The sequence below is a fragment of the Mycolicibacterium confluentis genome, from assembly GCF_010729895.1.
In the GTDB taxonomy this organism is placed as follows: Bacteria; Actinomycetota; Actinomycetes; order Mycobacteriales; family Mycobacteriaceae; genus Mycobacterium; species Mycobacterium confluentis.
Genome location: NZ_AP022612.1, coordinates 3,212,048 through 3,237,879 on the forward strand (window position 1 = coordinate 3,212,048; position 25,832 = coordinate 3,237,879).

At 68.5% G+C, this 25,832-nt stretch carries 24 protein-coding genes; 8 read left to right on the forward strand and 16 right to left on the reverse strand.

Going from position 1 to position 25,832, the window contains the following annotated elements; all coding sequences use genetic code 11:
* Nucleotides 1–11 precede the first annotated feature (11 nt).
* Genes ilvC through G6N34_RS15025 form a run of 3 tightly spaced genes read right to left on the reverse strand, consistent with a single transcriptional unit; the run spans nucleotide 12 to nucleotide 3,400 of the window.
* Nucleotides 12–1,013 carry a ketol-acid reductoisomerase gene (gene ilvC / locus G6N34_RS15015; protein WP_179965832.1) on the reverse strand — a complete coding sequence of 334 codons (1,002 nt, stop codon included), beginning with the start codon at nucleotides 1,011–1,013 and terminating at the stop codon, nucleotides 12–14.
* A 45-nt stretch (nucleotides 1,014–1,058) separates the two neighbouring features.
* Complete coding sequence (gene ilvN / locus G6N34_RS15020) at nucleotides 1,059–1,562, reverse strand: acetolactate synthase small subunit (protein WP_085151533.1); 504 nt, start codon at nucleotides 1,560–1,562, stop codon at nucleotides 1,059–1,061.
* Nucleotides 1,562–3,400 (reverse strand): acetolactate synthase large subunit, encoded by a 1,839-nt coding sequence (locus tag G6N34_RS15025; RefSeq protein WP_085151532.1) that lies wholly within the window; start codon nucleotides 3,398–3,400, stop codon nucleotides 1,562–1,564. Before G6N34_RS15025 ends, ilvN begins: the two co-directional genes overlap by 1 nt.
* Before the next feature lie 265 nt (nucleotides 3,401–3,665).
* Between G6N34_RS15025 and G6N34_RS15030 the strand changes: the two genes are divergently transcribed.
* Entirely contained in the window at nucleotides 3,666–4,049 is a 384-nt protein-coding gene (locus G6N34_RS15030; protein WP_234812865.1) for a PH domain-containing protein, read from the forward strand.
* 4 nt (nucleotides 4,050–4,053) lie between these two features.
* On the opposite strand, the gene G6N34_RS15035 is transcribed toward G6N34_RS15030, so the two are convergent.
* A complete protein-coding gene (locus G6N34_RS15035; RefSeq protein WP_085151530.1) occupies nucleotides 4,054–4,884 on the reverse strand; it encodes a DoxX family protein in 831 nt (276 codons plus the stop codon).
* 158 nt (nucleotides 4,885–5,042) lie between these two features.
* Between G6N34_RS15035 and G6N34_RS15040 the strand changes: the two genes are divergently transcribed.
* Nucleotides 5,043–6,161, forward strand: coding sequence for a PQQ-dependent sugar dehydrogenase (locus tag G6N34_RS15040; protein ID WP_085151529.1), 1,119 nt, complete (start codon nucleotides 5,043–5,045; stop codon nucleotides 6,159–6,161).
* Nucleotides 6,162–6,335: 174 nt separating this feature from the next.
* Entirely contained in the window at nucleotides 6,336–7,289 is a 954-nt protein-coding gene (locus tag G6N34_RS15045; protein ID WP_234812864.1) for a hypothetical protein, read from the forward strand.
* Nucleotides 7,290–7,320: 31 nt separating this feature from the next.
* On the opposite strand, the gene gatB is transcribed toward G6N34_RS15045, so the two are convergent.
* From gatB to gatC, 4 genes are read right to left on the reverse strand one after another with little or no spacing between them, the layout of a single operon-like run.
* A complete protein-coding gene (gene gatB, locus G6N34_RS15050; RefSeq protein WP_085151527.1) occupies nucleotides 7,321–8,829 on the reverse strand; it encodes an Asp-tRNA(Asn)/Glu-tRNA(Gln) amidotransferase subunit GatB in 1,509 nt (502 codons plus the stop codon).
* 22 nt (nucleotides 8,830–8,851) lie between these two features.
* Nucleotides 8,852–9,883: an ATP-dependent 6-phosphofructokinase gene (locus tag G6N34_RS15055; RefSeq protein ID WP_085151854.1), complete on the reverse strand. Its 1,032-nt coding sequence runs from the start codon at nucleotides 9,881–9,883 to the stop codon at nucleotides 8,852–8,854.
* Nucleotides 9,884–9,931: 48 nt separating this feature from the next.
* The gene (gatA, locus tag G6N34_RS15060) at nucleotides 9,932–11,422 is read right to left on the reverse strand and encodes an Asp-tRNA(Asn)/Glu-tRNA(Gln) amidotransferase subunit GatA (RefSeq protein WP_085151526.1); all 1,491 of its coding nucleotides are present in this window, start codon (nucleotides 11,420–11,422) and stop codon (nucleotides 9,932–9,934) included.
* On the reverse strand, nucleotides 11,419–11,718 hold the full coding sequence (gene gatC / locus G6N34_RS15065) for an Asp-tRNA(Asn)/Glu-tRNA(Gln) amidotransferase subunit GatC (RefSeq protein WP_085151525.1): 300 nt from the start codon (nucleotides 11,716–11,718) through the stop codon (nucleotides 11,419–11,421). The genes gatA and gatC overlap by 4 nt, the downstream gene beginning before the upstream one ends.
* Before the next feature lie 76 nt (nucleotides 11,719–11,794).
* Here gatC and G6N34_RS15070 point away from each other — a divergent pair, with 76 nt between their 5' ends.
* Complete coding sequence (locus tag G6N34_RS15070) at nucleotides 11,795–13,564, forward strand: ArnT family glycosyltransferase (protein WP_085151524.1); 1,770 nt, start codon at nucleotides 11,795–11,797, stop codon at nucleotides 13,562–13,564.
* A 53-nt stretch (nucleotides 13,565–13,617) separates the two neighbouring features.
* Complete coding sequence (locus G6N34_RS15075; RefSeq protein WP_085151853.1) at nucleotides 13,618–14,277, forward strand: ACT domain-containing protein; 660 nt, start codon at nucleotides 13,618–13,620, stop codon at nucleotides 14,275–14,277.
* A 7-nt stretch (nucleotides 14,278–14,284) separates the two neighbouring features.
* Here G6N34_RS15075 and G6N34_RS15080 read toward each other — a convergent pair whose 3' ends face one another.
* From G6N34_RS15080 to ligA, 3 genes are all read right to left on the reverse strand, one after another.
* Nucleotides 14,285–15,316, reverse strand: a complete 1,032-nt coding sequence (locus G6N34_RS15080) for a DUF4878 domain-containing protein (protein WP_085151523.1) — start codon at nucleotides 15,314–15,316, stop codon at nucleotides 14,285–14,287.
* 4 nt (nucleotides 15,317–15,320) lie between these two features.
* Nucleotides 15,321–16,433, reverse strand: a complete 1,113-nt coding sequence (locus G6N34_RS15085) for an Rv0361 family membrane protein (RefSeq protein WP_085151522.1) — start codon at nucleotides 16,431–16,433, stop codon at nucleotides 15,321–15,323.
* Nucleotides 16,434–16,609: 176 nt separating this feature from the next.
* Nucleotides 16,610–18,694, reverse strand: coding sequence for an NAD-dependent DNA ligase LigA (gene ligA, locus G6N34_RS15090; protein WP_085151521.1), 2,085 nt, complete (start codon nucleotides 18,692–18,694; stop codon nucleotides 16,610–16,612).
* A 41-nt stretch (nucleotides 18,695–18,735) separates the two neighbouring features.
* Here ligA and G6N34_RS15095 point away from each other — a divergent pair, with 41 nt between their 5' ends.
* The gene (locus G6N34_RS15095; RefSeq protein WP_085151520.1) at nucleotides 18,736–19,134 is read left to right on the forward strand and encodes an MmcQ/YjbR family DNA-binding protein; all 399 of its coding nucleotides are present in this window, start codon (nucleotides 18,736–18,738) and stop codon (nucleotides 19,132–19,134) included.
* Here G6N34_RS15095 and G6N34_RS15100 read toward each other — a convergent pair.
* The 3 genes from G6N34_RS15100 to G6N34_RS15110 all read right to left on the reverse strand — a co-directional run bounded on the left by G6N34_RS15100 (nucleotide 19,125) and on the right by G6N34_RS15110 (nucleotide 21,012).
* A complete protein-coding gene (locus G6N34_RS15100; RefSeq protein ID WP_085151519.1) occupies nucleotides 19,125–19,442 on the reverse strand; it encodes an ArsR/SmtB family transcription factor in 318 nt (105 codons plus the stop codon). The genes G6N34_RS15095 and G6N34_RS15100 overlap by 10 nt on opposite strands.
* Nucleotides 19,439–19,921, reverse strand: a complete 483-nt coding sequence (locus tag G6N34_RS15105; RefSeq protein ID WP_085151518.1) for an SRPBCC family protein — start codon at nucleotides 19,919–19,921, stop codon at nucleotides 19,439–19,441. The genes G6N34_RS15100 and G6N34_RS15105 overlap by 4 nt, the downstream gene beginning before the upstream one ends.
* Nucleotides 19,922–20,001: 80 nt before the next feature.
* The gene (locus tag G6N34_RS15110; RefSeq protein ID WP_085151517.1) at nucleotides 20,002–21,012 is read right to left on the reverse strand and encodes a methionine synthase; all 1,011 of its coding nucleotides are present in this window, start codon (nucleotides 21,010–21,012) and stop codon (nucleotides 20,002–20,004) included.
* 37 nt (nucleotides 21,013–21,049) lie between these two features.
* On the opposite strand from G6N34_RS15110, the gene G6N34_RS15115 reads away from it, so the two are divergent.
* The gene (locus tag G6N34_RS15115; protein ID WP_179965760.1) at nucleotides 21,050–21,718 is read left to right on the forward strand and encodes a sensor domain-containing protein; all 669 of its coding nucleotides are present in this window, start codon (nucleotides 21,050–21,052) and stop codon (nucleotides 21,716–21,718) included.
* Between the two features lie 4 nt (nucleotides 21,719–21,722).
* Here G6N34_RS15115 and G6N34_RS15120 read toward each other — a convergent pair whose 3' ends face one another.
* On the reverse strand, nucleotides 21,723–22,481 hold the full coding sequence (locus G6N34_RS15120) for a DeoR/GlpR family DNA-binding transcription regulator (RefSeq protein ID WP_085151515.1): 759 nt from the start codon (nucleotides 22,479–22,481) through the stop codon (nucleotides 21,723–21,725).
* A gap of 9 nt (nucleotides 22,482–22,490) precedes the next feature.
* Nucleotides 22,491–24,440, reverse strand: coding sequence for a PTS mannitol transporter subunit IICBA (locus G6N34_RS15125; RefSeq protein WP_085151514.1), 1,950 nt, complete (start codon nucleotides 24,438–24,440; stop codon nucleotides 22,491–22,493).
* Between the two features lie 227 nt (nucleotides 24,441–24,667).
* On the opposite strand from G6N34_RS15125, the gene G6N34_RS15130 reads away from it, so the two are divergent.
* Nucleotides 24,668–25,726 carry a zinc-dependent dehydrogenase gene (locus G6N34_RS15130; RefSeq protein WP_085151513.1) on the forward strand — a complete coding sequence of 353 codons (1,059 nt, stop codon included), beginning with the start codon at nucleotides 24,668–24,670 and terminating at the stop codon, nucleotides 25,724–25,726.
* Nucleotides 25,727–25,832 lie beyond the last annotated feature (106 nt).

Here is a 25,832-nt window from a genome sequence, read left to right on the forward strand (position 1 = left end):
AAAGCTGACCGCTACGCGGTCTCGGTGATCGGGCGATCCACCCAGCTCATCAGGTCGCGCAGCTTCTTGCCGGTGACCTCGATCGGGTGCTCGGCGTTCTGCTTGCGCAGGGCTTCGAGTTCCTTGTTGCCGCCCTCGACGTTCGCGACCAGGCGCTTGACGAAGGTGCCGTCCTGGATGTCCTTGAGGATGTCCTGCATGCGCTTCTTGGTGTCGGCGTCGATGACCCGCGGGCCCGACAGGTAGCCACCGAACTCGGCGGTGTCGCTCACCGAGTAGTTCATCCGGGCGATGCCACCCTCGTACATCAGGTCGACGATCAGCTTGAGCTCGTGCAGCACCTCGAAGTAGGCCATCTCGGGGGCGTAACCCGCCTCGACCATGACCTCGAAACCGGTCTTGACCAGCTCTTCGGTGCCACCGCACAGCACGGCCTGCTCACCGAACAGGTCGGTCTCGGTCTCCTCCTTGAAGGTGGTCTTGATGACGCCGGCGCGCGCGCCGCCGATGGCCGCGGCGTAGGACAGCGCCAGGGCCTGACCCTCACCCTTGGGGTCCTGGTCGATCGCGATCAGGCAGGGCACGCCCTTGCCGTCGACGAACTGGCGGCGCACCAGGTGGCCGGGGCCCTTGGGGGCGACCATGCCGATGGTGACGTTGGCCGGGGGCTTGATCAGACCGAAGTGGATGTTCAGGCCGTGCCCGAAGAAGAGCGCGTTGCCGTCCTCGAGGTTGGGCTCGATGTCGTTCTTGAAGATCTCGGCCTGCGCGGTGTCAGGAGCCAGCAGCATGATCACGTCGGCCCACTTGGCCACCTCGGCCGGGGTGTCGACGGTCAGGCCCTGCTCGGTGACCTTCTCGCGGGACTTCGATCCCTCCTTGAGGCCGACCTTGACCTCGACGCCGGAGTCGCGCAGCGAAAGCGAATGCGCGTGTCCCTGGCTTCCATAGCCGATGACCGCGACCTTGCGCCCCTGAATGATCGACAGGTCCGCGTCGTCGTCGTAGAACATCTCAACTGCCACTTTTGGATTCCTTCTTTAGTGTTGATACCGAAGTTATTTCACGCCGATGCCGCGGGGCCCACGGGCCAGCGACACCACACCGGACTGAACGATCTCGCGGACACCGTACGGTTCGAGAACCCGCAGGAACGCGCTGAGCTTCTCCTGCGTGCCGGTCGCCTCGATCGTCAGGGACTCGGTGGAGACGTCGACGACCTTGGCGCGGAACAGGTTCACGGCCTCGATCACCTGGCTGCGAGTGCCGGCGTCGGCCCGCACCTTGATCAGCGCCAGTTCGCGGGACACCGAGTTCTCCTCGTCCTGCTCCACGATCTTGATCACGTTGACCAGCTTGTTGAGCTGCTTGGTGATCTGCTCGAGCGGGAAGTCCTCGACGGACACGACGATCGTCATCCGCGACATGTTCTTCTGCTCGGTCGCGCCGACCGCGAGTGACTCGATGTTGAAGCCGCGCCGCGAGAACAGCGCCGCGACGCGAGCCAGGACACCGGGCTTGTCCTCGACCAGGACCGACAGGGTGTGCGTGGTGACTGTCATCAGACCTGGTCCTCGTTGTCGAACAGCGGACGGATGTCGCGTGCCGCCATGATCTCGTCGTTGCTGGTGCCTGCGGCGACCATGGGCCACACCTGCGCGTCGGCGCCGACGACGAAGTCGATGACCACCGGGCGGTCGTTGATGGCCCGCGCCTGGTTGATCACGTCCTCGACGTCTTCCTCACGCTCGCAACGCAATCCAACGCAGCCCAGGGCCTCGGCCAGCTTGACGAAGTCCGGGATGCGCTGGCTGTGCGTGGCCAGATCGGTCTGGCTGTAGCGCTTGTCGTAGAACAGCGTCTGCCATTGCCGGACCATGCCGAGGTTGCCGTTGTTGATCAGCGCAACCTTGATCGGGGCACCCTCGATGGCGCAGGTGGCCAACTCCTGGTTGGTCATCTGGAAGCAGCCGTCACCGTCGATGGCCCACACCTCGGCCTCGGGCTGGCCCATCTTGGCGCCCATGGCCGCGGGCACCGCGAAGCCCATGGTGCCCAGGCCGCCGGAGTTCAGCCAGGTGCGGGGCTTCTCGTACTTGACGAACTGCGCCGCCCACATCTGGTGCTGGCCGACGCCCGCGACGTACACCGCGTCGGGTCCGGCGATCTCACCGAGCTTCTCGATGACGTACTCGGGGCTCAGGCTGCCGTCGCTCTGCGGGCCGTAGCTCAGCGGGTAGGTCGAGCGCACCGAGGACAGGTACTCCCACCACTGATCCAGCTTGAGGTTGCCGGGCACGCCTTCGCGACGGAGGGCCTCGATCAGGTCGGTGATCACGGCCTTGACGTCACCCACGATCGGCACGTCGGCGTGCCGGTTCTTGCCGATCTCGGCGGGGTCGATGTCGGCGTGGATCACTTTGGCGTCGGGCGCGAACGAGTCGAGCTGACCGGTGACCCGGTCGTCGAACCTCGTGCCGAGGGCGATCAGCAGATCGCTGCGCTGCAGCGCGGCCACGGCGGCGACCGTGCCGTGCATCCCGGGCATGCCCATGTGCTGCGGGTGGCTGTCCGGGAAGGCGCCGCGGGCCATCAGCGTGGTGACCACGGGGATGCCGGTCGACTCAGCCAGATCCAGCAGTTCGGCGTGGGCCTCACCGCGGATCACTCCGCCGCCGACGTACAGCACGGGCTTGCGCGCCGCGGCGATCAGCTTGGCGGCCTCGCGGATCTGCCTGCTGTGCGGCTTGGTGTTGGGCTTGTAGCCGGGCAGATCCAGCACGGGCGGCCAGCTGAAGGTGCACTGGCCCTGCAGGATGTCCTTGGGGATGTCGACGAGCACCGCACCGGGCCGCCCCGTCTGGGCGATGTGGAACGCCTCGGCGATCACCTGCGCGATCTCGTCACCGCTGCGCACCAGGAAGTTGTGCTTGGTGATGGGCATCGTGATGCCGGAGATGTCGGCCTCTTGGAACGCATCGGTGCCGATCAGCCCGCGGCCGACCTGCCCGGTGATGGCGACCACCGGGATCGAGTCCATCTGCGCGTCGGCGAGTGGCGTGACCAGGTTGGTCGCGCCCGGACCGGACGTCGCCATCATGACGCCGACCTTGCCGGTCGCATGGGCGTAGCCGCTGGCGGCGTGCCCGGCGCCCTGCTCGTGCCGGACCAGGACGTGCCGCAGACGCTTCGAGTCGAACAGCGGGTCGTACACGGGCAGCACCGCGCCGCCGGGGATGCCGAAGATGGTGTCGACGCCGATCTCCTCGAGCGCGCGCACGACGGCCTGCGCGCCGGTCATCTGCTGCGGCGGAACCCGCTTCGCGGAGTTCTGAGTCTTTCCGTCGGCCGGCTTGGGCGCCGCCATCGGTTCCGGTGGTCGCGTGGTGGGTGCGCTCACTGTCTCGTCCCTAGGGTTGATGTGTGTTCTGTGGTCATCCGGGGCAACAAAAAACCCCCGTCAGCTTGCTGCTGCACGAGGGTTGCGCGTTGATGCTCGTAGGCGAATAGCCCGCTAGTAGCTACGCGGCACCGACGCGCCGACGACGTACTACGAGAATCTTGCGGGTGGTCATGGGTGATGACGGTAGTCTCCGGACGGCCCAGGCGTCAAATTCCCTGACCTGCGCGGACACGCGACGTGGCGCAGGGGCAAGATGGCGGGCATGGCAGCCGCAACCCATGCTCCCGTGGTGATCCGCATTTCGCCGATGGCGCATTTCGCTGCAGCAGTGTTGGCAGGGGCCATGATGCTGCCCATTCTGGCGTTGCCGTGGCTGGCTCCGCTGCTACTGATCCCCGCTGCCGCGTCGTTCGCTGTGGTCCGGTTGCGCACGGTCGCCTCCGACGCCGACGTGACGACCCGTGGGCTGCTGCGCAGCACGACCGTGGGCTGGGATCAGATCGAGGGTCTGAAGTTCGTCAAGGGCTCCTGGGCGCGCGCCACGCTGGTCGGCGGGGGCGAGATCACGCTGCCCGCGGTGTCGTTCTCGACGTTGCCGCTGTTGGCGCAGGCCAGCGGGGGCCGGGTGCCCAACCCCTACGAGTGACGCGTCAGGCCAGCGGGTTGGCCCCGTTGAGCAGGATCCACACCGCGATGCCGCCGCCGATGCCGAGCAGCAGCGCCACAAACGAGCCGATGAACGGGCGCCGCGCCCATCCCCGGCCCGCGTCGAATCCGTAGCGTCCCGGACCCACCAGGATGATCGCGGCCGCCACCACGATCAGCGTGAGCTGGAACTCGTGGCCGTCGGGCAGGAAGAACAGGAACCGACCCGACTCCTCGGAGTTCAGGACGGACGCCAGCAGGCCGTTGATCAGGTAGGCGAGCGCGGCTGCCCCCGCCAGCGGCGTGAACAGTCCGAGGACCAGAAGGATCCCGGCCGTGATCTCGGTTCCGGCGGCCGCATAGGTCAGCAGGTTCGCATGCTGGTAGCCCGCCGCGGTCAGCGAGTCGGACAGGCCGCCGAGGCCGGATCCGCCCCACCAACCGAACACCTTCTGCAGTCCGTGCACGACCAGCAGTGCACCGAAACCCGCGCGCAGCAGCAGAAGACCGAGGTCCTGGGTGCCGCGGCGACCCGCATTGCGCGCGGCGTCGTAGTCCAGCGGTTCGATCGCGGTGGGCCCCATCATGGGCGGCGCATCCACCTGCGGCGCGACATAGGGCAACGGGTCAGGATCGTTCATCAGGCTGTACCCCGCCGATGAGGGGCTCGATCCGTAGTTCGGGATCGCAGTGGTCTCGAAGTCGCCGCCATAAGTGTCAGACGGCATGTCGTCCTCGGGGTCAACCAGGCTCGCCGTGCTGGGCCGCGAGGATCCGGCCCCGGACGACGATTCGCCCGGCCGCTGCCAGCGTGGGTCATTCGATGGACTCGTCACGCTGTCAGGGTAAGTGCAACCCTGCACAGAACCCGGTATTTGCGGGGCGCTTTCGCCGACGTATATCGGATGGTTATTTTCCCTGCACACGCCCGGTGGGCGCGCCGCCGGCCGGGCGGCGTGGCGGATATCGGCCACCGATCCGTAACCTGGCTGGCATGCTGATCCGCCGTCCGGTCGTCCAAGCCCTGACCGTGGCCTGTGCCGCGATGGTTCTGGTGGCCGGGTGCGCCCGCTTCGACGACGCGGTCTCCCAGCCGTTCACCACGCAGCCCGAACTCTCGCCGCCGCCGCCGTCGACCACCACACCGCCGCCCCCGCTGCCCGGCAAGCCGTTCCCCAAGGCATGCCCGGCCACCGGTGTGATGCAGGGCTGCCTGGACAGCACCAGCGGCCTGATCATGGGGCCCGACGGCAAGACAGCCCTGGTGGCCGAACGCGTCACGGGCGCGGTCAAAGAGGTCGCGATCGCCGCCGAGCCCAAGGTCAAGACCACCATTCCGGTCGATGGGTCGGGCGACGGGGGCCTGCTGGACATCGTGCTGTCCCCGACCTACAGCCAGGACCGACTGATGTACGCCTACATCAGCACGCCGTCCGACAACCGAGTGGTGCGCATCGCCGACGGCGACGTACCCAAGGAGATCCTGACCGGAATCCCCAAGGGCGCCAGTGGAAATGCGGGATCGCTGATCTTCAAGGGGCCGACCACGCTGCTGGTCCAGACGGGCGACGCCGGAAACCCCGCGATGGCCGGGGACCCGGGTTCGCTGGCCGGCAAGCTGCTGCGCATCGAGCAGCCGACGACGGTCGGGCAGGCCCCGCTGACCACGGCGATGAGCGGTCTGGGCGCTGCGGGCGGTATGTGCATCGATCCCGCCGACGGGTCGCTCTATATCACCGACCGCGCCCCGTCGGGAGATCGCCTGCAGCGCATCACCAAAGACTCGAAGACCTCCACGGTGTGGACCTGGCCGGACAAGCCCGGCGTCGCCGGATGCGCCGCGATGGATGGCACGGTTCTGGTGAATCTGGTGAACACCAAGCAGACCGCGGCGGTGCGCCTTGCCCCCGACACGGGAGCGGTGACGGGCGACCCGGAGGTGGTCCGCGACGGTCAGCACGGTCACGCGTGGGCGCTGCAGTTGTCCGGCGACGGCAACGTGTGGGGTGCGACCGTCAACCGCACGATGGGTGATCCCGACAAGCTCGACGACGTGGTGTTCCCGTTGTTCCCGCAGGGTGGGTTCCCGCGCAGCGACGCCGACAACACCTGAGTCTCCAGTCCGTGTCGGTTCAATAACAGCCCCATCTGCAACTTGAGTAACTCCTGCAACACGATAGGTTGAGTTACACAATCAAGATCACGGGGAATCGGGGATACCTTGTCGCGGACGGCGAATCGTCTGTCAGTCGTCGCTGTCTCGGCAGCGGCAGTGTGTTGGCCACTGATGCCTCTGGTGTTCAGTCCCACCGTCGCAGCCGATTCCGAGCTCAGCCCCGGTGTGCCGTGCGGGGAACTCGTGCAGCAGTTCGCCTCGTCGCCGACTGCACTGCCCGACGCACTCAACGGTGCGGCCACCGCGCTCGGCGGACTGCCCGAGGCCGCGGCCCTGATGCCGACCAGTGAGGTTCTCGACGCCGCCGGTGCCGCGATGCAGGCCCTGCCCACCGCCGCGGAGATGATTCCCGCCGGGGCGGGTGTGCCCGCGATACCCGTTGGCGCACCGCCTGTTCCGGCCGTGGCCGTCCCAGCTCCGCCTGTTCCGGCCCCGCCCGCCCCGCCTGCTGCACCCGCTGCGCTGGACGCGGCGCCCATGGTCGAGTCCGCACTCGTCCCCGAAATCCCGCCGGCCCCAGTCGGGGCCGCGCCACCACCTCCGGTCGCACCGGTCGACGCCGCGCCTGTCGAGCAGGCCGCCGCCGTACCTGTGCAGGAGGCCGCTGCAGGGGCACCACCGGTGCCCGTTGAGGGAGCCGCAGCGGCCGCACCGGTGATCGAGGAGGCTGCGGCGGCCGCACCGGTCGCCGCAGCCCCTCCGGTCTCCGAATCCGTTGCCGCGCCGATGATTGAGACCGCGGCCACTCCGTTGGCGGCGCCGATCGTGCCAGCTGGCGCGCCGGGTCCGGCCGCACTGCCCGCGGTTCCGGCAGGCCTGCCCGCGGTTCCGGCGGGCCTCCCGCCGGTGCCCGCGGTCGCGGCGCCTCCGATTCCTGCCGTTCCCCCGGTGCCAGTCGCCGCACCCGCGGCCGCCGCGGCGGCGTCGGCCCCCGCTCCGGCACCAGCGCCCGCCCCCGCAGCGGCACCGGTCACGGGACTGCCCGCGATGCTGCCGACCGGGGTTCCCCTGCCCCGCGATCTGGTGTGCGAGGGAACCGCCTGGTCCGCCAAGCGCAACGGGTGACCCCAGGGCGGGGCGCTCAAATCAGAACAGATCAGCCCTGCCCGCAGGCCGCCATCACGAGTTCGCGCACCCGCGCGGCGTCGGCCTGCCCCTTGGTGGCCTTCATGACCGCGCCCACGATGGCGCCCGCGGCCTGGACCTTGCCGCCCTTGATCTTCTCCGCGACATCGGGATTGGCGGCCAGCGCCTCGTCCACCGCGGCCTGGATCAGGCTGTCGTCGCGCACCAGCGCGAGTCCTCGTGCCGACATCACGGCCTCGGGCTCACCCTCGCCGGCCAGCACACCCTCGACGACCTGACGGGCCAGTTTGTTCGACAGCTTGCCCTCGTCGACGAGCTTGACCACCGCGGCCACCTGGGCCGGCGTGATGGCCAGGTCGGCCACGGCCACCTCGCTCTCATTGGCCTTCTGCACCAAGAAGTTTCCCCACCAGGCCCGAGCAGCCTCGCTGGATGCGCCTGCCGCGACGGTCTCGGCGACCAGTTCGACGACACCGTTGTTGACCAGGTCGCGCATCACCTCGTCGGAGACACCCCAGTCGTCCTGAATCCGCTTGCGCGACAACCACGGAAGCTCCGGGATCGTGGCGCGCAGACGCTCGACCAGTTCCGCACTCGGCGCCACCGGTTCGAGATCCGGTTCGGGGAAGTAGCGGTAGTCCTCCGCGGTCTCCTTGGTGCGGCCCGGGCTGGTGTAACCGTCTTCGTGGAAGTGCCGGGTCTCCTGCTTGATGGTCCCGCCGGCCTCGAGCACCGCGGCCTGGCGCCGCATCTCGTAGCGCACGGCGACTTCGACGCTCTTGAGCGAGTTGACGTTCTTGGTCTCGGTACGGGTGCCGAACTCCTTGACGCCGTTGGGTTTCAGCGACACGTTGGAGTCACAGCGCATTGAGCCCTGGTCCATCCGCACGTCGGAGACACCGAGCCCGCGCAGCAGATCACGCAGCGCGGTCACATAGGCGCGGGCGATCTCCGGTGCCCGCGCACCGGTCCCCTCGACGGGTTTGGTGACGATCTCGATCAGCGGGACACCGGCGCGGTTGAAGTCGGCCAGCGAAGTGGTCGCGCCGGTGATCCGACCGGTGTCACCACCCAGGTGGGTCAGCTTGCCGGTGTCCTCCTCCATGTGGGCCCGCTCGATCTCGACCCGCCACGTGCTGCCATCGTCCAAGGGCACGTCCAGGTAACCGTTGACGGCGATCGGCTCGTCGTACTGGGAGATCTGATAGTTCTTGGGCTGATCGGGGTAGAAGTAGTTCTTTCGGGCGAACCGTCCCCACGGCGCGATTTGGCAGTTCAGCGCCAAGCCGATCCGGATGGCCGACTCCACGGCGGCCTCGTTGAGCACGGGCAACGCACCGGGCAGGCCCAGGCACACCGGGCACACCTGTGTGTTGGGCTCGGCACCGAAAGTCGTCGCACAGCCACAGAACATCTTGGTCGCCGTGGACAGCTCGACGTGCACTTCGAGGCCGAGGACCGGGTCGTACTTGGCGACGACATCGTCGTAGTCGAGCAGCTCAGCCGTGGCAACAGTCATGCCGGAGAGTCTAGTTGTCGGCTCAGCCGAAGAATGCCGCGGCGTCGTCGTACCGCCACTGCGGGACGAGCTTGAGATGTGCGGTGGCCTCGGCCAGCGGAACCCGGCCGATCTCCTCGCCGCGAAGTGACACCATCATCCCGTACTCCCCGGCGTGTGCCGCGTCGGCCGCGTTCACCCCGAACCGGGTGGCCAGCACGCGGTCGTAAGCCGTGGGCTTGCCGCCGCGCTGGACGTGCCCGAGCACCGTGACCCGGACCTCCTTCTTGATCCGCTTCTCCACCTCGGGTGCCAACTGCTGGGCTACGCCCGTGAAGCGTTCGTGCCCGAACTCGTCGGTACCGCCCTTGCGCAGCTGCATCGACCCCTCGGCGGGCTTGGCACCCTCGGCGACCACGCAGATGAAGCTCGACTCACCGTGTTGGAAGCGCTGTTTGACCAGCCGGCACACCTCTTCGACGTCGAAGGGCTGCTCGGGGATCAGGGTCATGTGCGCGCCCGACGCCAGCCCCGCGTTGAGCGCGATCCAGCCGGCGTGACGGCCCATCACCTCGACGAGCATGACCCGCTGATGCGACTCCGCGGTGCTGTGCAGGCGGTCGATGGCCTCGGTGGCGATCATCAGCGCGGTGTCGTGCCCGAATGTGACGTCAGTGCAGTCGATGTCATTGTCGATGGTCTTGGGCACCCCGACGACGGGCACACCCTCCTCCGCGAGCCAATGCGCGGCGGTCAGTGTGCCCTCGCCGCCGATCGGGATCAGCACGTCGATCCCGTTGTTTTCGAGCGTCTGCTTGATCTGGTCCAGGCCGGCCCGCAGCTTCTCCGGGTTGACCCGCGCGGTGCCCAGCATGGTGCCGCCCTTGGCGAGCAGTCGGTCGTTGCGGTCGTCGTTCTTCAACTGCACACGACGGTCCTCCAGCAGGCCTCGCCAGCCGTCCTGGAACCCGACCACCGTTGAGCCGTACCGCATATCCGCTGTCCGCACGACGGCCCTGATGACCGCGTTCAAGCCTGGACAGTCGCCGCCTCCGGTGAGCACTCCGATCCGCATGGGGTCCATCTAACCCTCTCTGCGGCCCGGGTGACCCGGCGAACGCGGTTACAGTGCGGTCGGAAGCGGCCCGCGGGCCGCCTCGTAGGCCGCACCCACGCGGTAGAGACGATCGTCGGCCAGCGCGGGGGCCATGATCTGCAGACCGACAGGAAGGTTGTCGTCCGAGGCCAGACCCGACGGCACCGACATTCCGCAGTGACCGGCAAGGTTCAGCGGCAGCGTGCACAGGTCGAACAGGTACATCGACAACGGATCGTCGACCTTCTCGCCGAGCCGGAACGCGGTGGTCGGGGTGGCCGGCGACACGAGCACGTCGACGGACTCGTAGGCCCGGTCGAGATCGCGCGCGATCAGCGTGCGGACCTTCTGGGCCTGGTTGTAGTACGCGTCGTAGTACCCAGCCGACAGCGCGTAGGTGCCGATCATGATGCGGCGCTTGACCTCTGGGCCGAAGCCCGCCGCGCGGGTCAGCGCCATGACCTCCTCGGCGCTGTGTGTGCCGTCGTCGCCGACGCGCAGGCCGTAGCGCATGGCGTCGAACCGGGCGAGGTTGCTCGACACCTCCGACGGCAGGATCAGGTAGTACGCGGGCATCGAGTAGTCGAAGTGCGGGCAGTCGACCTCGGTGACCTCGGCGCCGAGGGCACGCAACTGGTCGACCGCAGCGTTGAAGGACTCCAGCACACCGGGCTGGTAGCCCTCGCCGCTGTGCAGCTGGGCCACGACACCGACACGGACGCCCTTGAGGTCGCCGGTCGCGCCGGCCTTCGCGGCTGCCACCACGTCGGGCACCTGGGCGTTGACCGAGGTGGAGTCGCGCGGATCGTGGCCCGCGATGACCTCATGCAGCAGCGCGGTGTCCAGCACGGTCCGCGCGCACGGGCCGCCCTGGTCCAGCGACGAGGCGCACGCGATCAGGCCGTACCGGCTGACGGTGCCGTACGTGGGCTTCACGCCGACGGTGGCGGTCAGCGCGGCGGGCTGGCGGATCGAGCCGCCGGTGTCGGAGCCGATCGCCAGCGGGGCCTGGAACGCCGCGAGCGCTGCGGCGCTGCCGCCGCCCGAGCCGCCCGGCACGCGCTCGGTGTCCCACGGATTGCGGGTCGGGCCGTACGCGGAGTTCTCGGTCGAACTGCCCATCGCGAACTCGTCCATGTTGGTCTTGCCCAGGATCGGGATGCCTGCCGCGCGCAGGTGCGCGGTCACGGTGGCGTCATACGGCGAGACCCAGTTCTCCAGGATCTTCGAGCCGCAGGTCGTGGGCATGTCCTTGGTGGTGAACACGTCCTTGAGCGCCAACGGCACCCCCGCGAGCGCCGACGGCAGCTGGTCACCCGCGGCGACCAATGCGTCAACCTCGCCGGCCGCGGCCAGGGCCTGCTCACCGGCGACGTGCAGGAAGGCGTTGTAGTCGCCGTCGGTGCGCTCGATCTGGTCCAGGCACGCCTGGGTCACCTCGGTCGACGACACCTCCTTGGCGGCGATCTTGGCGGCCAGATCGGCCGCGGACAGCCGGACCAGGTCAGACGTGCTCACTGGCTCTCTCCCAAAATCTGCGGGACGGCGAAGCGTCCCTCGGCGGCGCGCGGCGCGGCGGCGAGCGCCTCCGGCTGGCTCAAGCCCGGCACGACGGTGTCCGGCCGCGTGACGTTGACGTCCTTGAGCGGGTTGTCGGTGGCCTCGACGTCGGTGACGTCGACAGCCTGGATCCGGCTGACATGCTCGAGGATTGCGTCGAGCTGGCCGGAGAAGCTGTCCAGTTCGTCGTCGGTCAGCGCCAATCGGGCCAGTCGCGCCAAATGGGCGACGTCATCTCGGGAGATCTGCGACACGAGCGTCAAGCCTAGCCGCAGCCCGAGTGACCCAACGCCGCTGCCTGGCGCACGCGGGCGTGCGAATCTGTTCGGCGTGGCGTGGGCCGGGCTGCCGATCGGGTTGGTGCTGCTGACTGTCCTGGTCCTTCACCTGGGCCCGGTGGCGCTCCCCGACGGCACCGGCTTCGAGCGCCTGCTGGCCGGCGGGCTACTGACCACCGCACTCGTCGTGCTCGGCACCTGGTCGCTGGCCGCCGTCGGCATGCTGAACGCCACGACTCTGCTGACTGTCCTGGGTCTGGCGGCCGTGGCGGCAGTCGCCGCGGCCCGCCTCCGGGGCACCCCGGTGGGCATCCCCTGGCGCTCAGCGGTCAGTTGGGCGAGTGCCCCGGTGCTCGCGGTCGCGGCGGTCGCGGTGCTGCTGGCCGTGGTCAGCGCCTGGCTGCTGCCGGTGTGGCAGTGGGACGCCCTCGGGTACCACCTCCCGTTCGTCAACCTCGTGTTGCAGCGCGGGACGCTGGCCGACGTCCCCGTCGACGTTCCGTACCTGTCCACCTACCCGCACGTCGTGGAGTGGGCGTTCACCGCGGGGCGGGCGCTGCTGCCCGACGACCGCCTTGTCGAGTTGGGGCATCTGCCGTTCGGGCTGCTGGGTGTGGTCGCCATCGCGGCCGTGGCGCACCGCTTCGGCGCACGACCCGACGTCGCGCTGGCCGCGGGTGCCGCGTGGCTGACGCTGCCCGCGGTGTTCCTGCAACTGCCCACCAACTACACCGATGTCGCCTCCGCGGCCTTGGCGCTGGGGGCGATCGCGTTCCTGTTGGCCGACCTCGACCGTGCCCGCGTGCTGCTCGCCGGTCTGGCCATCGGGCTGTTCCTGGGGTCCAAACCGCAGGCACCGCTGGCGGCTGCGGTGCTGCTGGGTGTGCTGGCCGTGGCGGCCTGGCGGGCCGGGCTTCGACGTGAGGTCGGGCTGGCCTGGCTGCTCGCGCTGGCGATCGGGACGCCGACCTATGTGGTCAACATCGCGCGCCACGGGAATCCGGTCTGGCCGGTGCGGGTCGACGTCGGGCCGGTGCACCTGCCCGGCACCACGCCGATGACCAGCCTGCTCAACTCGGGTGCGGCCGTTCCCCGCGCGCATGGCACGGTGCCCGCCCGCGTGCTCGAGTCCTGGACCACGCTGCTGCCGCCAGTGCCCGCGTTCGACATGCGCCTCGGCGGCCTCGGACTGCTGTTCCTGATCGCGCTGCCGGTGGCGGTCATTCGGGCGGTACGCACCCGGTCCTGGGCAGTGGCGACCTGTTTCGTCGCGACGCTGGCCACGCCCGATCCCTCGGTGGCCCGGTACGTCCTGGCGTTCGCGGGGCTGACGCTGGCATTCGCGGCGGGCGGGCTGCCCGCGCGGGGTTGGGGTCGGGGCGCGGTGGCGGCGGCGATCGCCGTCATCGCGGCAGGCAACCTCGTCATCGCCTATCCGGGCCTGACGGGCGAGGGTCCGCCCCTGACCGCGTATCCGGCGATGAGTCCGGCCGAACGGCAGCGCGCGGTCGGCGCCTCGGGGCCACCCATCGACTATCTCGACGCGCTGGAGCAGATGGCACCCGGGGAGGTCACGGTCATCGACACCGGTGCCGAACTCCCCTACCTGGCCTGGCCGGCCGATCTGTCGCGCGCGGCGTTCTTCGCTCCCGTCGACCTCGATGCCGCCGGCGCGAACCGGGTGCTCGACCGCGGGGACGTCGGCCTGCTCATCGTCGGTGACGACGGGGTCCTCGGGCGCGCCGCCCGCGCCCGTCCCGACCTGTTCGAACCCGCCTTCCGGTGCAGGTCAGCACCCTGCACCGGGTATCTGCGGCGCTGAAGCGGCCCCCACCCCGGCATGCCCGGCGCACGGCGCTGTGGAACAGTGTGCGCGTGCCGTCCTATCTACTGCGGGTCCAGTTGGATGACCGGCCAGGCAGCCTTGGCTCCCTGGCGGTCGCGCTCGGCTCGGTGGGTGCCGACATCCTGTCCCTCGACGTCGTTGAGCGGGCATCTGGTTATGCCATCGACGATCTGGTGGTCGATCTGCCGGCCGGTGCCATGCCGGACATGCTGATCACGGCCGCCGAGGCGCTCAAGGGTGTGCACGTCGACTCCATCCGGCCGCACACCGGCCTGCTCGAGGCGCACCGCGAACTCGAACTCATCGACCACATCGCCGCGGCCGGTTCCAAGGCCGCGCGGCTGCAGGTGCTCGCCGACGAGGCGCCCCGCGTGCTGCGGGTCGGTTGGTGCACTGTCGCCCGGCTCACCGAGGAGGGTCTGAAGCGGGTCGCCGGAAGCTCGGGAGCCCCTGAGACACAGGTGGATTCGGCGCCATGGCTGCCGCTGGAGCACGCCGCCGCATTGGACGCCACCGCCGACTGGGTGCCGCAGTTGTGGCGCGATATGGACACCACGTTGGCCGCCGCACCCCTGGGTGATCCGAACACGGTCGTGGTGCTGGGCCGGCCCGGCGGGCCGGATTTCCGGCCCTCGGAGGTCGCTCGATTGGGCTACCTCGCGGGGATCGTCGCGACGATCCTGCGCTGAGGCGGGTTCACCGCAGCGCGCCGACCGCAGGCGGATCCCTGCTGAGGTCGACGGTGGTGCCGATCGGCCCCTTGGTGCTGTAGGTGGTCGGCCGCCCGTCGGCGGTGTCAGCCGCGATCGTGTAGCGCACCTCGCCGCTGACGTCCACGCCGAACGACCCGGATCGCAGGGTCTGTGTCAGGCCGCTGACATCGACCGGTCCCCGGATCCGTGCGGTCGCGCGGTTCATCGGCGGGTCGGTGGTCAACTCGACGCAGCGATAGTTGGCCTCAGGGTTCTTGACGCAGGCGCTGAGCCAGGTTTCGATCGCCTTGTTGACCGCGGCACGGCCCGCGTCGTTGATCGCGAAGCGTGGGCTGGTGAGGGTCTGCAGGTCACCCATGCGCAGCCCGTCCAGCAGCAGCGGCGGCACCTGGACCCCGAGATAGGGGTTGCTGGAACCGAATTCGAGATACCCCGGAAAGACATAGACGTTGTCGACGTCACCGATCGGCTGTCCGAAGAGCGTCAGCGTGTGCTCGGGGCTCTTTTCGGAGTACTTGGACACCGTGACGTTGAGGGTGGCGCTGTCGAGCTTCCACTCGCCCCCGCGCTTGCGCACCACGACCTCGGTCTCCGACGGTTTGCCGCCGAACTCGGCCTTGGCCTTGATCATCGCGAATCCCTGCGCACCGGGTTGATCGGTGACCTCGATCCCGGTGATCGGCCAGCGCTCGATCTGTCTCTTCAACACATCATCGGTGAGGAACGTCGTCGAGGCCGGTTGGGCGTCGCTGAGCGCCAGCGCGGCCTGCGCATCCCCTCTCGCCAGGGCGTCGAGGTAGGCCCGCACGGTGTCGGCGGGGCGGGCGGAATTCCCGGCCCGGATCAGCACAACGGCGACCACGACGCCGATCACGAGGGCCACCGCGAGAATCGACGACAGTGCGATGATCAGCGGCCTGCGGTTGGGTTTCGGGGGCGGCGGCGCGGGCTGATACCACGGCGGCTGACCCGGCGGCGGTGGGTACTGCGGCGGGTACGGCGGGTACGGCCCCACGGGGTCAGCTCCGCAACGTGACGACGGGCGGATCCTGGCTGACGTCGGCCTCTCCGCTGATGTAGGCCTTGACATCACCGGAGCGCGTCCCGTTGCCACCCTGCGCGCTGACCTGGTAGCTCGTGGTGCCGTTGAGCCGCACCTTGAGATCCGCGGGCAGGTAGTCGGCGATGCTCAGATCGTCGATGTTGCGCGACCAGGTCCACTTCGCCGTGCCGTCGACCAGACCCGAATCACGCACTCCCTGAGGGCAGTTCGCGGGCTTCAGGGATGTCGACTTGGCGCACTGCTCCAGGGCGGACTTGAGCGCGTTCTGCACCGCGGTGCGCCCGGTGTCGTTGAGCGAGTACTGGAAGGACACCGAAGTGCCCGATGAGTAGCCGCTCATCTGGTCGAGCAGCAGCGGGAACTGCCGCGACTCCTGCTCGATGTTCGGGTTGGTGTTCCCCACATCCAGCCACCCCGGGAAGACGTAGGTGGGCTTGGCGACGTCCACCGGCTTGCCGAAGAAGGTCAGCGTCTTGGACCCGGCCTCCTCGGTGACCAGCGAGGAGAACGTCAGCTTGATGGCGCCCGTCTTGAGCTTCCAACCGCCGTCGACGCGGTCGAGGTGGACGGTGACATCGGAGACCTTGTCTCCGAAGTTCACCGCGACGTGCACGCTGCCGAGGCTGCCGACGCCGTCGTCGCTGAGGATTCGGATGTCCTTGATCGGCGAGTGCTCGATCTGCTTCGCGAGCACCTCGTCGGTGAGGTAGGTCTTGTCGGCGGGGGTGTCGACCGCGTACGCCAACGCGGCCTCGGCGTCCCCGCGGGCCAGTGCCTCGAGGTACCCCTTGACGGCGTCACCGGGACTGCTCGCCTTGCCCGACCCGCCCGAGGAGACCGCCACGACGGTCACGATTCCCACGACGAGCACCAGCACGGCGGCCACCACGCCGCCGATCACCCACGGGGCGCGACTGCGCTTCGGCGGCGGCGGGTACCCGCCGGCGGTCCAGTGCGGGGGCTGGTTGCCGAACTGGGGCGGGGCTCCGTACGGAGTGGGCTGCTGCCACTGGCCCGGCTGCTGCCACTGCGCGCCGCCGTACCCCGGGTCATTGCTCCAGTTGGTCACAGCAACACACCGCCCACCCGGCTGGCCTCCACACGATCCCCCATCGTCACGTCGGTTCGACCCCGCATATCGGGATCGAACCGATCAGATTGGACCACTGACGTGGCCGATTCCGTCTCATTCTACCAACGCGGGCGGTTCCGCTCTGCACTAACTGCGCACCCGCGCAGGCATTTCTAGCTAACCTGCGGCCCCTCTTCCAGCAACCGCCGGAAACCGTCCTCGTCGAGGATGGGCACCCCGAGTTCGACCGCCTTGTCGTATTTCGACCCCGGCGAGTCACCCGCCACGACGTACGCGGTCTTCTTCGACACCGATCCGGCGGCCTTGCCGCCGCGCGCGAGGATCGCCTCCTTGGCCTCGTCGCGCGAGTACCCCGGCAGCGATCCGGTCACCACAATCGACAGGCCCTCCAACGTACGGGGCGTGTTCTCATCGCGCTCGTCGGCCATCCGGACACCGGCGGCGCGCCACTTCTCGACGATCGAACGGTGCCAGTCGACCGTGAACCAGTCGATGACGGCCGCCGCGATGGTGGGGCCGACGCCCTCGACCGCGGCCAACTGCTCCTCGGAGGCCTCCTCGATGGCCTCGAGGCTGCCGAACTCTCCGGCCAGGGCCCGCGCCGCGGTGGGGCCGACGTGCCGGATGGACAGCGCCACGAGTACGCGCCACAGCGGCTGCTCCTTGGCCTTGTCCAGATTGCCCAGAAGTCTCTTGCCGTTGGCCGACAGCTCACCCTTCTTGGTGGTGAACAGGTCGGTGCGCAGCAGATCCTCGGCGCTCAGGGTGAACAGGTCACCCTCGTCGGGAATGACACCGGCCTGCAGCAGCGCGACGGCGGCCTCGTACCCGAGACCCTCGATGTCGAAGGCGCCGCGACCGGCCATGTGGAACAGTCGCTCCCGCAACTGCGCGGGGCAGCTTCGGGAGTTCGGGCAGCGGATGTCGGCGTCACCCTCCTTGGCCGGCGCCAGCGGGCTGCCGCATTCGGGACAGTGCGTGGGCATGACGAACTCCGTCTCGGAACCGTCACGGGCGTCCACGACCGGCCCGAGCACCTCGGGGATGACGTCACCCGCCTTGCGGATCACCACGGTGTCGCCGATCAGGACGCCTTTGCGCTTGACCTCCGAGGCGTTGTGCAGCGTCGCGAGGCCGACCGTCGACCCGGCGACCTTCACCGGTTCCATGTAGGCGAACGGTGTCACGCGGCCCGTGCGACCGACGTTGACGCGGATGTCGAGCAGCTTGGTGGTGGCCTCCTCGGGCGGGTACTTGTAGGCGATCGCCCAGCGCGGGGCGCGCGACGTGGCGCCGAGCCTGCGCTGCAGCGACACCTCGTCGACTTTGACCACCACACCGTCGATCTCATGGTCGACGTCGTGGCGATGCTCGCCCCAGTAGGCGATGCGCTCCTCGACCGCGGCCAGCCCCTGCACGCGCGCCGTGTGCTCGGACACCGGCAGTCCCCACGCCTTCAGCGCCAGATAGGCGTCGTGCAGGCTGGTGGGCGCGAACCCCTGGGTGCGGCCCAGGCCGTGACAGATCATCCGCAGCCTGCGCCGTGCGGTGACCGCCGGGTTCTTCTGGCGCAGCGACCCGGCCGCGCTGTTGCGCGGGTTGGCGAACGGCGGCTTGCCCTCTTCGACCAGGCTGGCGTTGAGCGCCTCGAAGTCGGCCACCCGGAAGAACGCCTCACCGCGGACCTCGAGCAGTTCGGGCACCGGGTAGTCGGGGCTCTCGGTCAACCGTTGTGGGATGTCCTCGATGGTGCGCGCGTTGAGGGTGACGTCCTCACCCGTGCGCCCGTCACCGCGGGTCGCGGCGCGCTCGAGGCGGCCGTCGCGATACACCAGCGCCAACGCGACACCGTCGATCTTGAGCTCGCACAGGAAGTGCTCGTCGGCACCGATCTCGGTCTGCAGGCGCGTGGTCCAGGCCGCCAGTTCGTCGGCGTTGAAGACGTTGTCGAGGCTCAGCATCCGCTCGAGGTGGTCGGCCGGCGCGAACTCGGTCTCGAACCCCGCGCCACCGACCAACTGGGTCGGCGAGTCGGGCGTGCGCAGTTCGTGATGCTGCTCTTCGAGCGCGATCAGCTTGCCCAGCAGTTCGTCGAACTCACCGTCAGTGATGATCGGAGAGTCGCGGACGTAGTAGCGGAACTGGTGCTCACGCACCTCATCGGCGAGTTCCTGCCACCTGCGGCGCAGATCCGCCTCGTCCGCGTCGGCCTCGGTGTCGGGATCTGTTGCACTCACCCTGGCAGGCTATCCAACGCCACTGACGTAGGCTCCGCCCTGTGCCGCATCCGATCATGTTCAGCGACGACGATTTCGGGCTGGCCGACGTGCGCCGGATCGCACTCGCGCTGCCGGGCGCCTCCGAGAAGGTGTCGTGGGGCAGGCCGGTGTTCAGCGCGCCGAAGATGTTCGCGATGTACGGCGGCAGCTGCAAGTCGACCGGCGAGATGGTCACGATGCCGCATGCGCTGCTGATCAAGGTCGAGGAGTCCGAGCGCCCCGCGCTTGAGCAGGACGACCGGTTCTTCTTCCCGGCGTACATGGGTCCGTTCGGCTGGCTGGGCCTGGACTTCACGGCCGCGAAGGTGGACTGGGACGAGGTCGCCGAACTCATCGACGCCTCCTACCGGCAGATCGCGGCCAAACGGCTGATCAGGGAATTGGACGCTCAGTCCTGATCCCGCTCGACGAGCGCCCGCAACGCCTCGATCCGCTGATCCCACTTCCGGGACAGCGCGTTGAGGTAATCGGCTGCCGCCGTGAGGGATTCGGTCTGCACCGACCAGATCCGCTCCCGGCCGCGCTTCTCACTGCGCACCAGGCCCGCCTCCTCGAGCAGCGCGAGATGCTTGGCGGCGGCCTGCCGCGTGATGGACTCGCTCAGCGCGGACGTGGACTTCGGCCCGTCCTCGCACAGGCGGATCACGATGCGCAGCCGGTTCCGATCGCCGAGCGCGTCGTAGACGGGTGCGGCGACAGCGGTCATGCCCGCGACTCGGCCGTGACGTAGCCGGCGACCATCCGAAGCTGCTCGGCCCAGCCCTGGTCGTTGTTGCCGAAGGCCGTGGCGCGATGCTCCTCGGGGACCGCGTCGAAGCCCGACTCCACGATCTCGAGGAGGACGCCGTCGTCGACCTCGCTGAGCGTGAACTCCACCAGCGTGGTCAGATCGGCGTACTCCTGGCCGGGAACGGGGTTCCAGCGGAAGCTGAACTGGCGGGGCGGTTCCACGGCCACGATGTGCAGCGGGAACCGTTCGCCGGCGTACTCGCTCTGCTGCGCCGCAACCGCGTCGTCGACCACGGTCTCCCCCATCACGCACTGCACCGTGACGCCGGGGACGAACGGGCCCTCGATCACCATCCCGAACCACGTGCCGAACTCGGCGGAATCGCTGATCGCACGCCATACGCGGTCCAGCGGGGCCCGCAGCACAGCGCTCTTCTCGATTCGATCATCGGCCATAATACGCAACCTCCTGGTTTCCTTTATGCCGCCGACGGTAGTCCGCCCACGACATATACGCAACCTTTTGTTTGCGTTTTTCAGATCGACTCAGGGTCCTGCGCGAATCCGTCGGCCACCTGCTGGCACAGTTCGACGGCCCGGCGCGCCCAGTCGGCAGTGGCACCGGCCAGCCCGCATGCGGGGGTGATGCCCACCTGCCCGGCCAGCACGCTGCGCGGGAAACCGAGGCGGTCCGTGATCGCCGCGGCGGCCTTGGCGACCTCCTCAACGGCGGGCCGCGCCGCCGGGGCCGCCGTCGGGACCACGCCGAGCAGCACCGTGCGACCGGATTCGAGGAATTCCCCGAGCCCGTCGAGGTCCGCCGCGCGCAGTACTCCGGTGTCCACGCCGACTGCGTTGGCAGTGCTGCGGGACAACACATTCCATGGAATGTCAGCGGCGCAGGTGTGCACGGCCGTCTGCGTGCCCGCGGCGGTCAGGCACGTGTCGAGCAGTTCGACGGCCACCCCCACCTCCATCGGGCGCACGGGGCTCAGGCTGGTGACGCCCAACAGCCTTCCGGCCAGCGCCGCGGTCAGCAGCGGCTCGTCGAACTGCACCACCACCTCGGTCTCCAACCGGCGCGCGAGCGTCGCCAGGTGCACGGCCACCCCCTCGGCCAGCGAACCCGTCAGGTCCCGCACGGCACCCAGGTCGGTGATCGCGCGGTGTCCGTTGGGAAGTTCGAGTTCGGCGGCCAGCGTGATCGGTCCAGGCGCCTGCACCTTCACCGGCCGTCCCGACCCCCGCAATCCGGCGATCTCCCAGGCCTCCTCGAGGGCGTCGATGTCCTCGTCGAGCAGGCTGCGGGCGCGGCGGGTGACCGCTCCGGGTCGGGCCACCAACCGGTATCCGCGGGGCACGGTGTCGATCGCGATGTCGACCAGCAGTGCGCCCGCTCGCCCGATCAGGTCGGCGCCCACCCCCCTGGCCGGCAGTTCGGGAAGATGCGACAGCGAATGCAGTTCGCCCACAACCACTTCTGCTGCCTGGCGGGCCGCGGTGCCGGGCCACGATCCGATTCCGGTCGCAGTGGCGAAGGTGTTCACCGGTCAACCGTAGGGGATGGCGGTTAGTCTCCCAAGAGTGGGCAGGTTCAGCTGGGGCGTGCTGGTCCTGGTCTTGGGCCTGATCGCGGGCGCCACGACCGGGTGCACGCTGACGGTCGCGGGCCTCGGCGCCAAACCGTCCGCCGAACCACCGCTGTGGGCGCCGGTGGTCGATGCCGACGCCGTGATGCTCACCCTGGCGCAGATGCGCGGTATCACCGGCGGAGGCGAGGATCTCAGCGTCATCCCGTCGATGGACTCCGACTATCCCGTCGACATCGACCTGCTGGCCAGGGATGCTCCCCCGCCCTGCCGCTTCCTGTTCGTCGAAACCGAGGTGTTCGGGAAGTACCGCAGTGGCAGCGCGGGTGTCATCGATGACTTCCACAAGGTGACATATCAGAACCCGCCCGCTGCCGCCCTGATCTCTCAGGCCGCCGCGACCTATCCCGACGAGCAGATCGCACTGCGGGTGTTCTCCGATCTTGTCGCGACGTCCACCGAGTGCGCCCAGACGTCGTTCGGACAGGTGTTTCTCGGCGATGTCGTCACCGAGGAATCGGCACTGCACACCAGGGCTTCCGCCGAGTGCGGTCGGGACTATCGGCTCAAATCGGTGGTGCTGGCCGAGGTCACGTTCTGTGCGTACGCCGAATCCGTGCCGCGGATCGTCATGACGAATCTGCTGCGCAACGTGCCCGGGTGACGGTTCACTGCCGCAGGACCGTCGGGCCCAGCGCCTCGTAGCGCCGCGCCTCCGCGGCGGGCAACTCGGTGCCGGTGACGATCGTGTCGAAGTCCCCAACGTTGGCGAACCGGCAGAAACTCGTGACGCCGAATTTCGAGTGTGCGGCCACCAGGATGCGTCGCCGCGCCACCCGCACCGCGGTCTGCTTGACCGCGGCCACCGCCGGGTCCGGCGTGGTCAGACCGTGATCGAGCGAGATCCCGTTGGTACCCAGGTAGGCGACGTCGATCACGAGGCTGCTCAGCATGTCGACGGCCCAGTGATCGACCGTGGCCAGAGTGCGGCCACGCATGCGGCCACCCAGCAGCAGGACCGTGACCGTGCTGCTGTCGGCCAGCGCCTCCGCGGCCAGCAGCGAGGACGTGACGACGGTCAGTTCCTGATCCGCCAACCGTTCGGCGATCAGGCGCGGACTGAACCCCTCGTCGAGGTACACGGTCTCCGCACCCTGAAGCAGAGCCGCTGCGCCCGAGACGATTCGGTGCTTCTGTGCGAGGTCGACCTGGCTGCGGTACTCGACGCCGGACTCGAAGGCGGCCGTCTCGAGCGGAATCGCGCCGCCGTGAACACGTTTGAGCAGCCGCCGCGAGGCCAGGACCTTCAGGTCCCGCCGGATCGTCTCGGTCGCGACGTCGAGTTCTTCTGCCAGTCCCGCGACCTCGACGCGGCCCCGGGTCCTGGCGAACTCGACGATGCGGGCCTGTCTGCTCTCCGAATCCACGGCGACACGCTACTCGGCGACAGCCAGGATCGCCTTCACTTCCTCGGCGGTGCGCGCGGCGCGCAGCTTGGCCACCTCGTCGGAGTTCAGGAACACGCTCGCGATCCTGCTGAGCAGCGCCATGTGGTCCTTGCCCGCGCCCGCGATGCCGACGACGAACTCGGCCGGTTTCCCCTTCCAGTCGATCGGTTCGGGATACCGGACGAACGAGATGCCGGTGCGTCGGATGGCCCCCTTGGCGTCGTTGGTGCCGTGCGGGATCGCCAGACCGTTGCCCATGTAGGTCGACACCGACTTCTCCCGTTCGTGCATCGCCTCGACATAGCCGGGTTCCACCGCACCCGCGGTCACCAGCAGCCGACCGGCCTCGTCGATCGCCTCGCCGGCATTGGAGGCACGGCCGCTCAGGACGATCGAGTCGATCGCCAGCACGTCGGCACCGACACCGTCCGCCTCGGCCTCGGGTTCGGCGGTCGGCGGCTCCGCCGATGCCCGGGTGCCGCCCTGCCCGAGCAGTTCGACGATCTCGTCGTAGCGCGGACTGTTCATGAAGTCGTCCACCGAGACATGCAGGGCCGACGGGGTTTTCAGCCGCGCCCGATCGGTGAGGTCGCGGTGCGTGACCACCAGATCGTAGGTGTCGGCCAGATTGGCAATGGACTGGTTGGTGACCTTGACGTCACCGAATCCCGCCTTCTGCACCTTCTTTCGCAGCACCGAGGCCCCCATCGCCGACGATCCCATGCCCGCATCGCACGCGAACACGATGCTCTGGATCGCATGCGCGCCCCCGGCACCGACCAGCGCCGAGGCCACGCTGGACTTCTTACCCTTCAGGGCCTCCATCTCGGCGGTCGCGGCGGCCAGGTCCGGTTCGTCGGCGGCCCGGTCGGTCTTGAGCAGCAGGGCCGCGACGGCGAAGGACACCGCGGTGGCACCGAGCACCGCCAGCGTCACCCCGATGAAGCTTCCCGACGCGGTCTGGGCGTAGATCGCGATGATCGACCCCGGTGCGGCCGGCGCCCGCAGTCCCGACCCGAACAACACGTTGATGAAGACGCCGGTCATGCCGCCGAGGATGGCCGCCGCGATCAGCTTGGGCTTCATCAGCACGTACGGGAAGTAGATCTCGTGGATGCCGCCGAAGAACTGGATGATCGCCGCGCCGGGCGCCGACGCCCGCGCCACTCCCCGGCCGAACACCATGTAAGCCAACAGGATTCCCAGGCCTGGTCCCGGGTTGGTCTCCAGCAGGAACAGAATCGACTTGCCCGTCTCCAGCGCCTGGGTGGTGCCCAGCGGCGTCAGAACGCCGTGGTTGATCGCGTTGTTGAGGAACAGCACCTTGGCCGGTTCGATGAAGATCGACGTCAGGGGCAGCAGGTCGTTCTCGACCAGGAAGTCGACGGCGTTGCCCGCGGCGCGCGTGAACGACGACACGATCGGACCGATGCCGAAGAAGCCGAAGATCGCGAGGAACATTCCGAGGATGCCCGCGGAGAAGTTGTCGACCAGCATCTCGAAGCCGGGGCGGATTCTGCCCTCCCACAGTGCGTCGACCTTCTTCATCAGCCACCCGCCGAGCGGGCCCATGATCATCGCGCCCATGAACATCGGCACGTCGGCGCCCGCGACCACGCCGATGGTCGCGATCGCGCCGACCACCGCGCCGCGGGTCTGGTAGACCATCCGCCCGCCCGTCGCACCGATCAGGATCGGCAGCAGGTAGGTGATCATCGGGCCGACGATGCCTGCGCCGTCGTAGTCGCCCCATCCGCCGATCTTGGCGACCCATCCGCTGGGGTCACGCAGGTCCTCGAACAGGCTCGGCAGCCATCCGGTCTTGATGAACAGGGCCGTGATCAGGCCCCATGCGATGAAGGCTCCGATGTTGGGCATGACCATGTTGGACAGGAAGGTGCCCAGCTTCTGCACCCGGACCCGGGCCCCGGTGCGCATCGACGATGGTGTCGTTGTGGTGGACAACTGCTGCCTCCGATCGCTGACAGTGATGCCCGTCACATCACCCGATAGCAGCAGTAAACTCCACAATCGGTCACGTTGGCAAGCATTCGGGCATAAATGGGCAGTCATCGAGGTGGTTTTGTGCCCATATTCGCGCTACAGTGCTAACTGGCCGACTTTTTGTGACCTGGCCCACACGTGTTCTACGGAAGGACGACACCATGCTGGCCCTGCGCTTCTACGCCCCCGAGGATGTCCGCCTCGAGGATGTGCCCGAGCCGACGTGCGGGCCGGATGAGATCAAACTGCGCGTGCGCAACTGCTCGACCTGCGGCACCGACGTCAAGATCTTCTACAACGGTCACCAGAACCTGTCGCCACCACGCACCATCGGCCACGAGATCGCGGGCGAGGTCGTCGAGGTGGGCGCCGAGGTCAACGCCGCCTACGGATCGAACTGGCAGGTGGGCGACCGTGCCCAGGTGATCGCGGCGGTGCCCTGCGGCGAGTGCCACGAATGCCGCAAGGGCTGGATGGCCGTGTGCCAGAACCAGACCTCGATGGGCTATCAGTACGACGGTGGCTTCGCCGAGTACATGATCGTTCCGCGGCAGGTGCTCAAAGTCGATGGCCTGAACCGCATTCCGGACAACGTCGGCTTCGACGAGGCCTCGGCCGCCGAACCCTTCGCGTGCGCGATCAACGCGCAGGACCTGCTGGGCATCGAGGAGGGCGACACCGTCGTGGTGTTCGGCGCGGGGCCCATCGGCTGTATGCACATCCGCATCGCGCGTGGCGTGCACAAGTGTGGGCCGGTCTACCTGGTCGACGTCAACGAGGCTCGGCTGAAAATGTCCGCCGACGCCGTGAACCCCGATGAGACCATCAACGGCGCCGAGGTCGACGTCGTCGAACGGGTCATGGAGTTGACCGGCGGGCGCGGCGCCGACGTCGTCATCACCGCGACCGCGGCCAACGTCACGCAGGAGCAGGCGATCGCGATGGCGGCCCGCAACGGACGCATCTCATTCTTCGGCGGTCTTCCCAAGACCAACCCGACCATCACGTGCGACAGCAATGTGGTGCACTACCGCCAGTTGCACATCCACGGCGCCAACGGGTCGGCTCCCGAGCACAACAAGCGGGCGCTGGAGTACATCTCGACCGGTCAGGTGCCGGTCAAGGATCTGATCACCCGGCATGTGCCACTGGCGAAGGTGCTTGACGCTTTCCAGATCGTCAAGAACGGCGAGGCAATCAAGGTCACCGTCGAGCCCTAGCCAATCCCCCGCGAGCGGCCTCAGGTCCCCCGCGACGGGCCGTGTTGGTACAGCGCCACGCCGTGTTTGGCGTACAAAAGGGGACGCTCGTGGGAAGGAAAGGGGA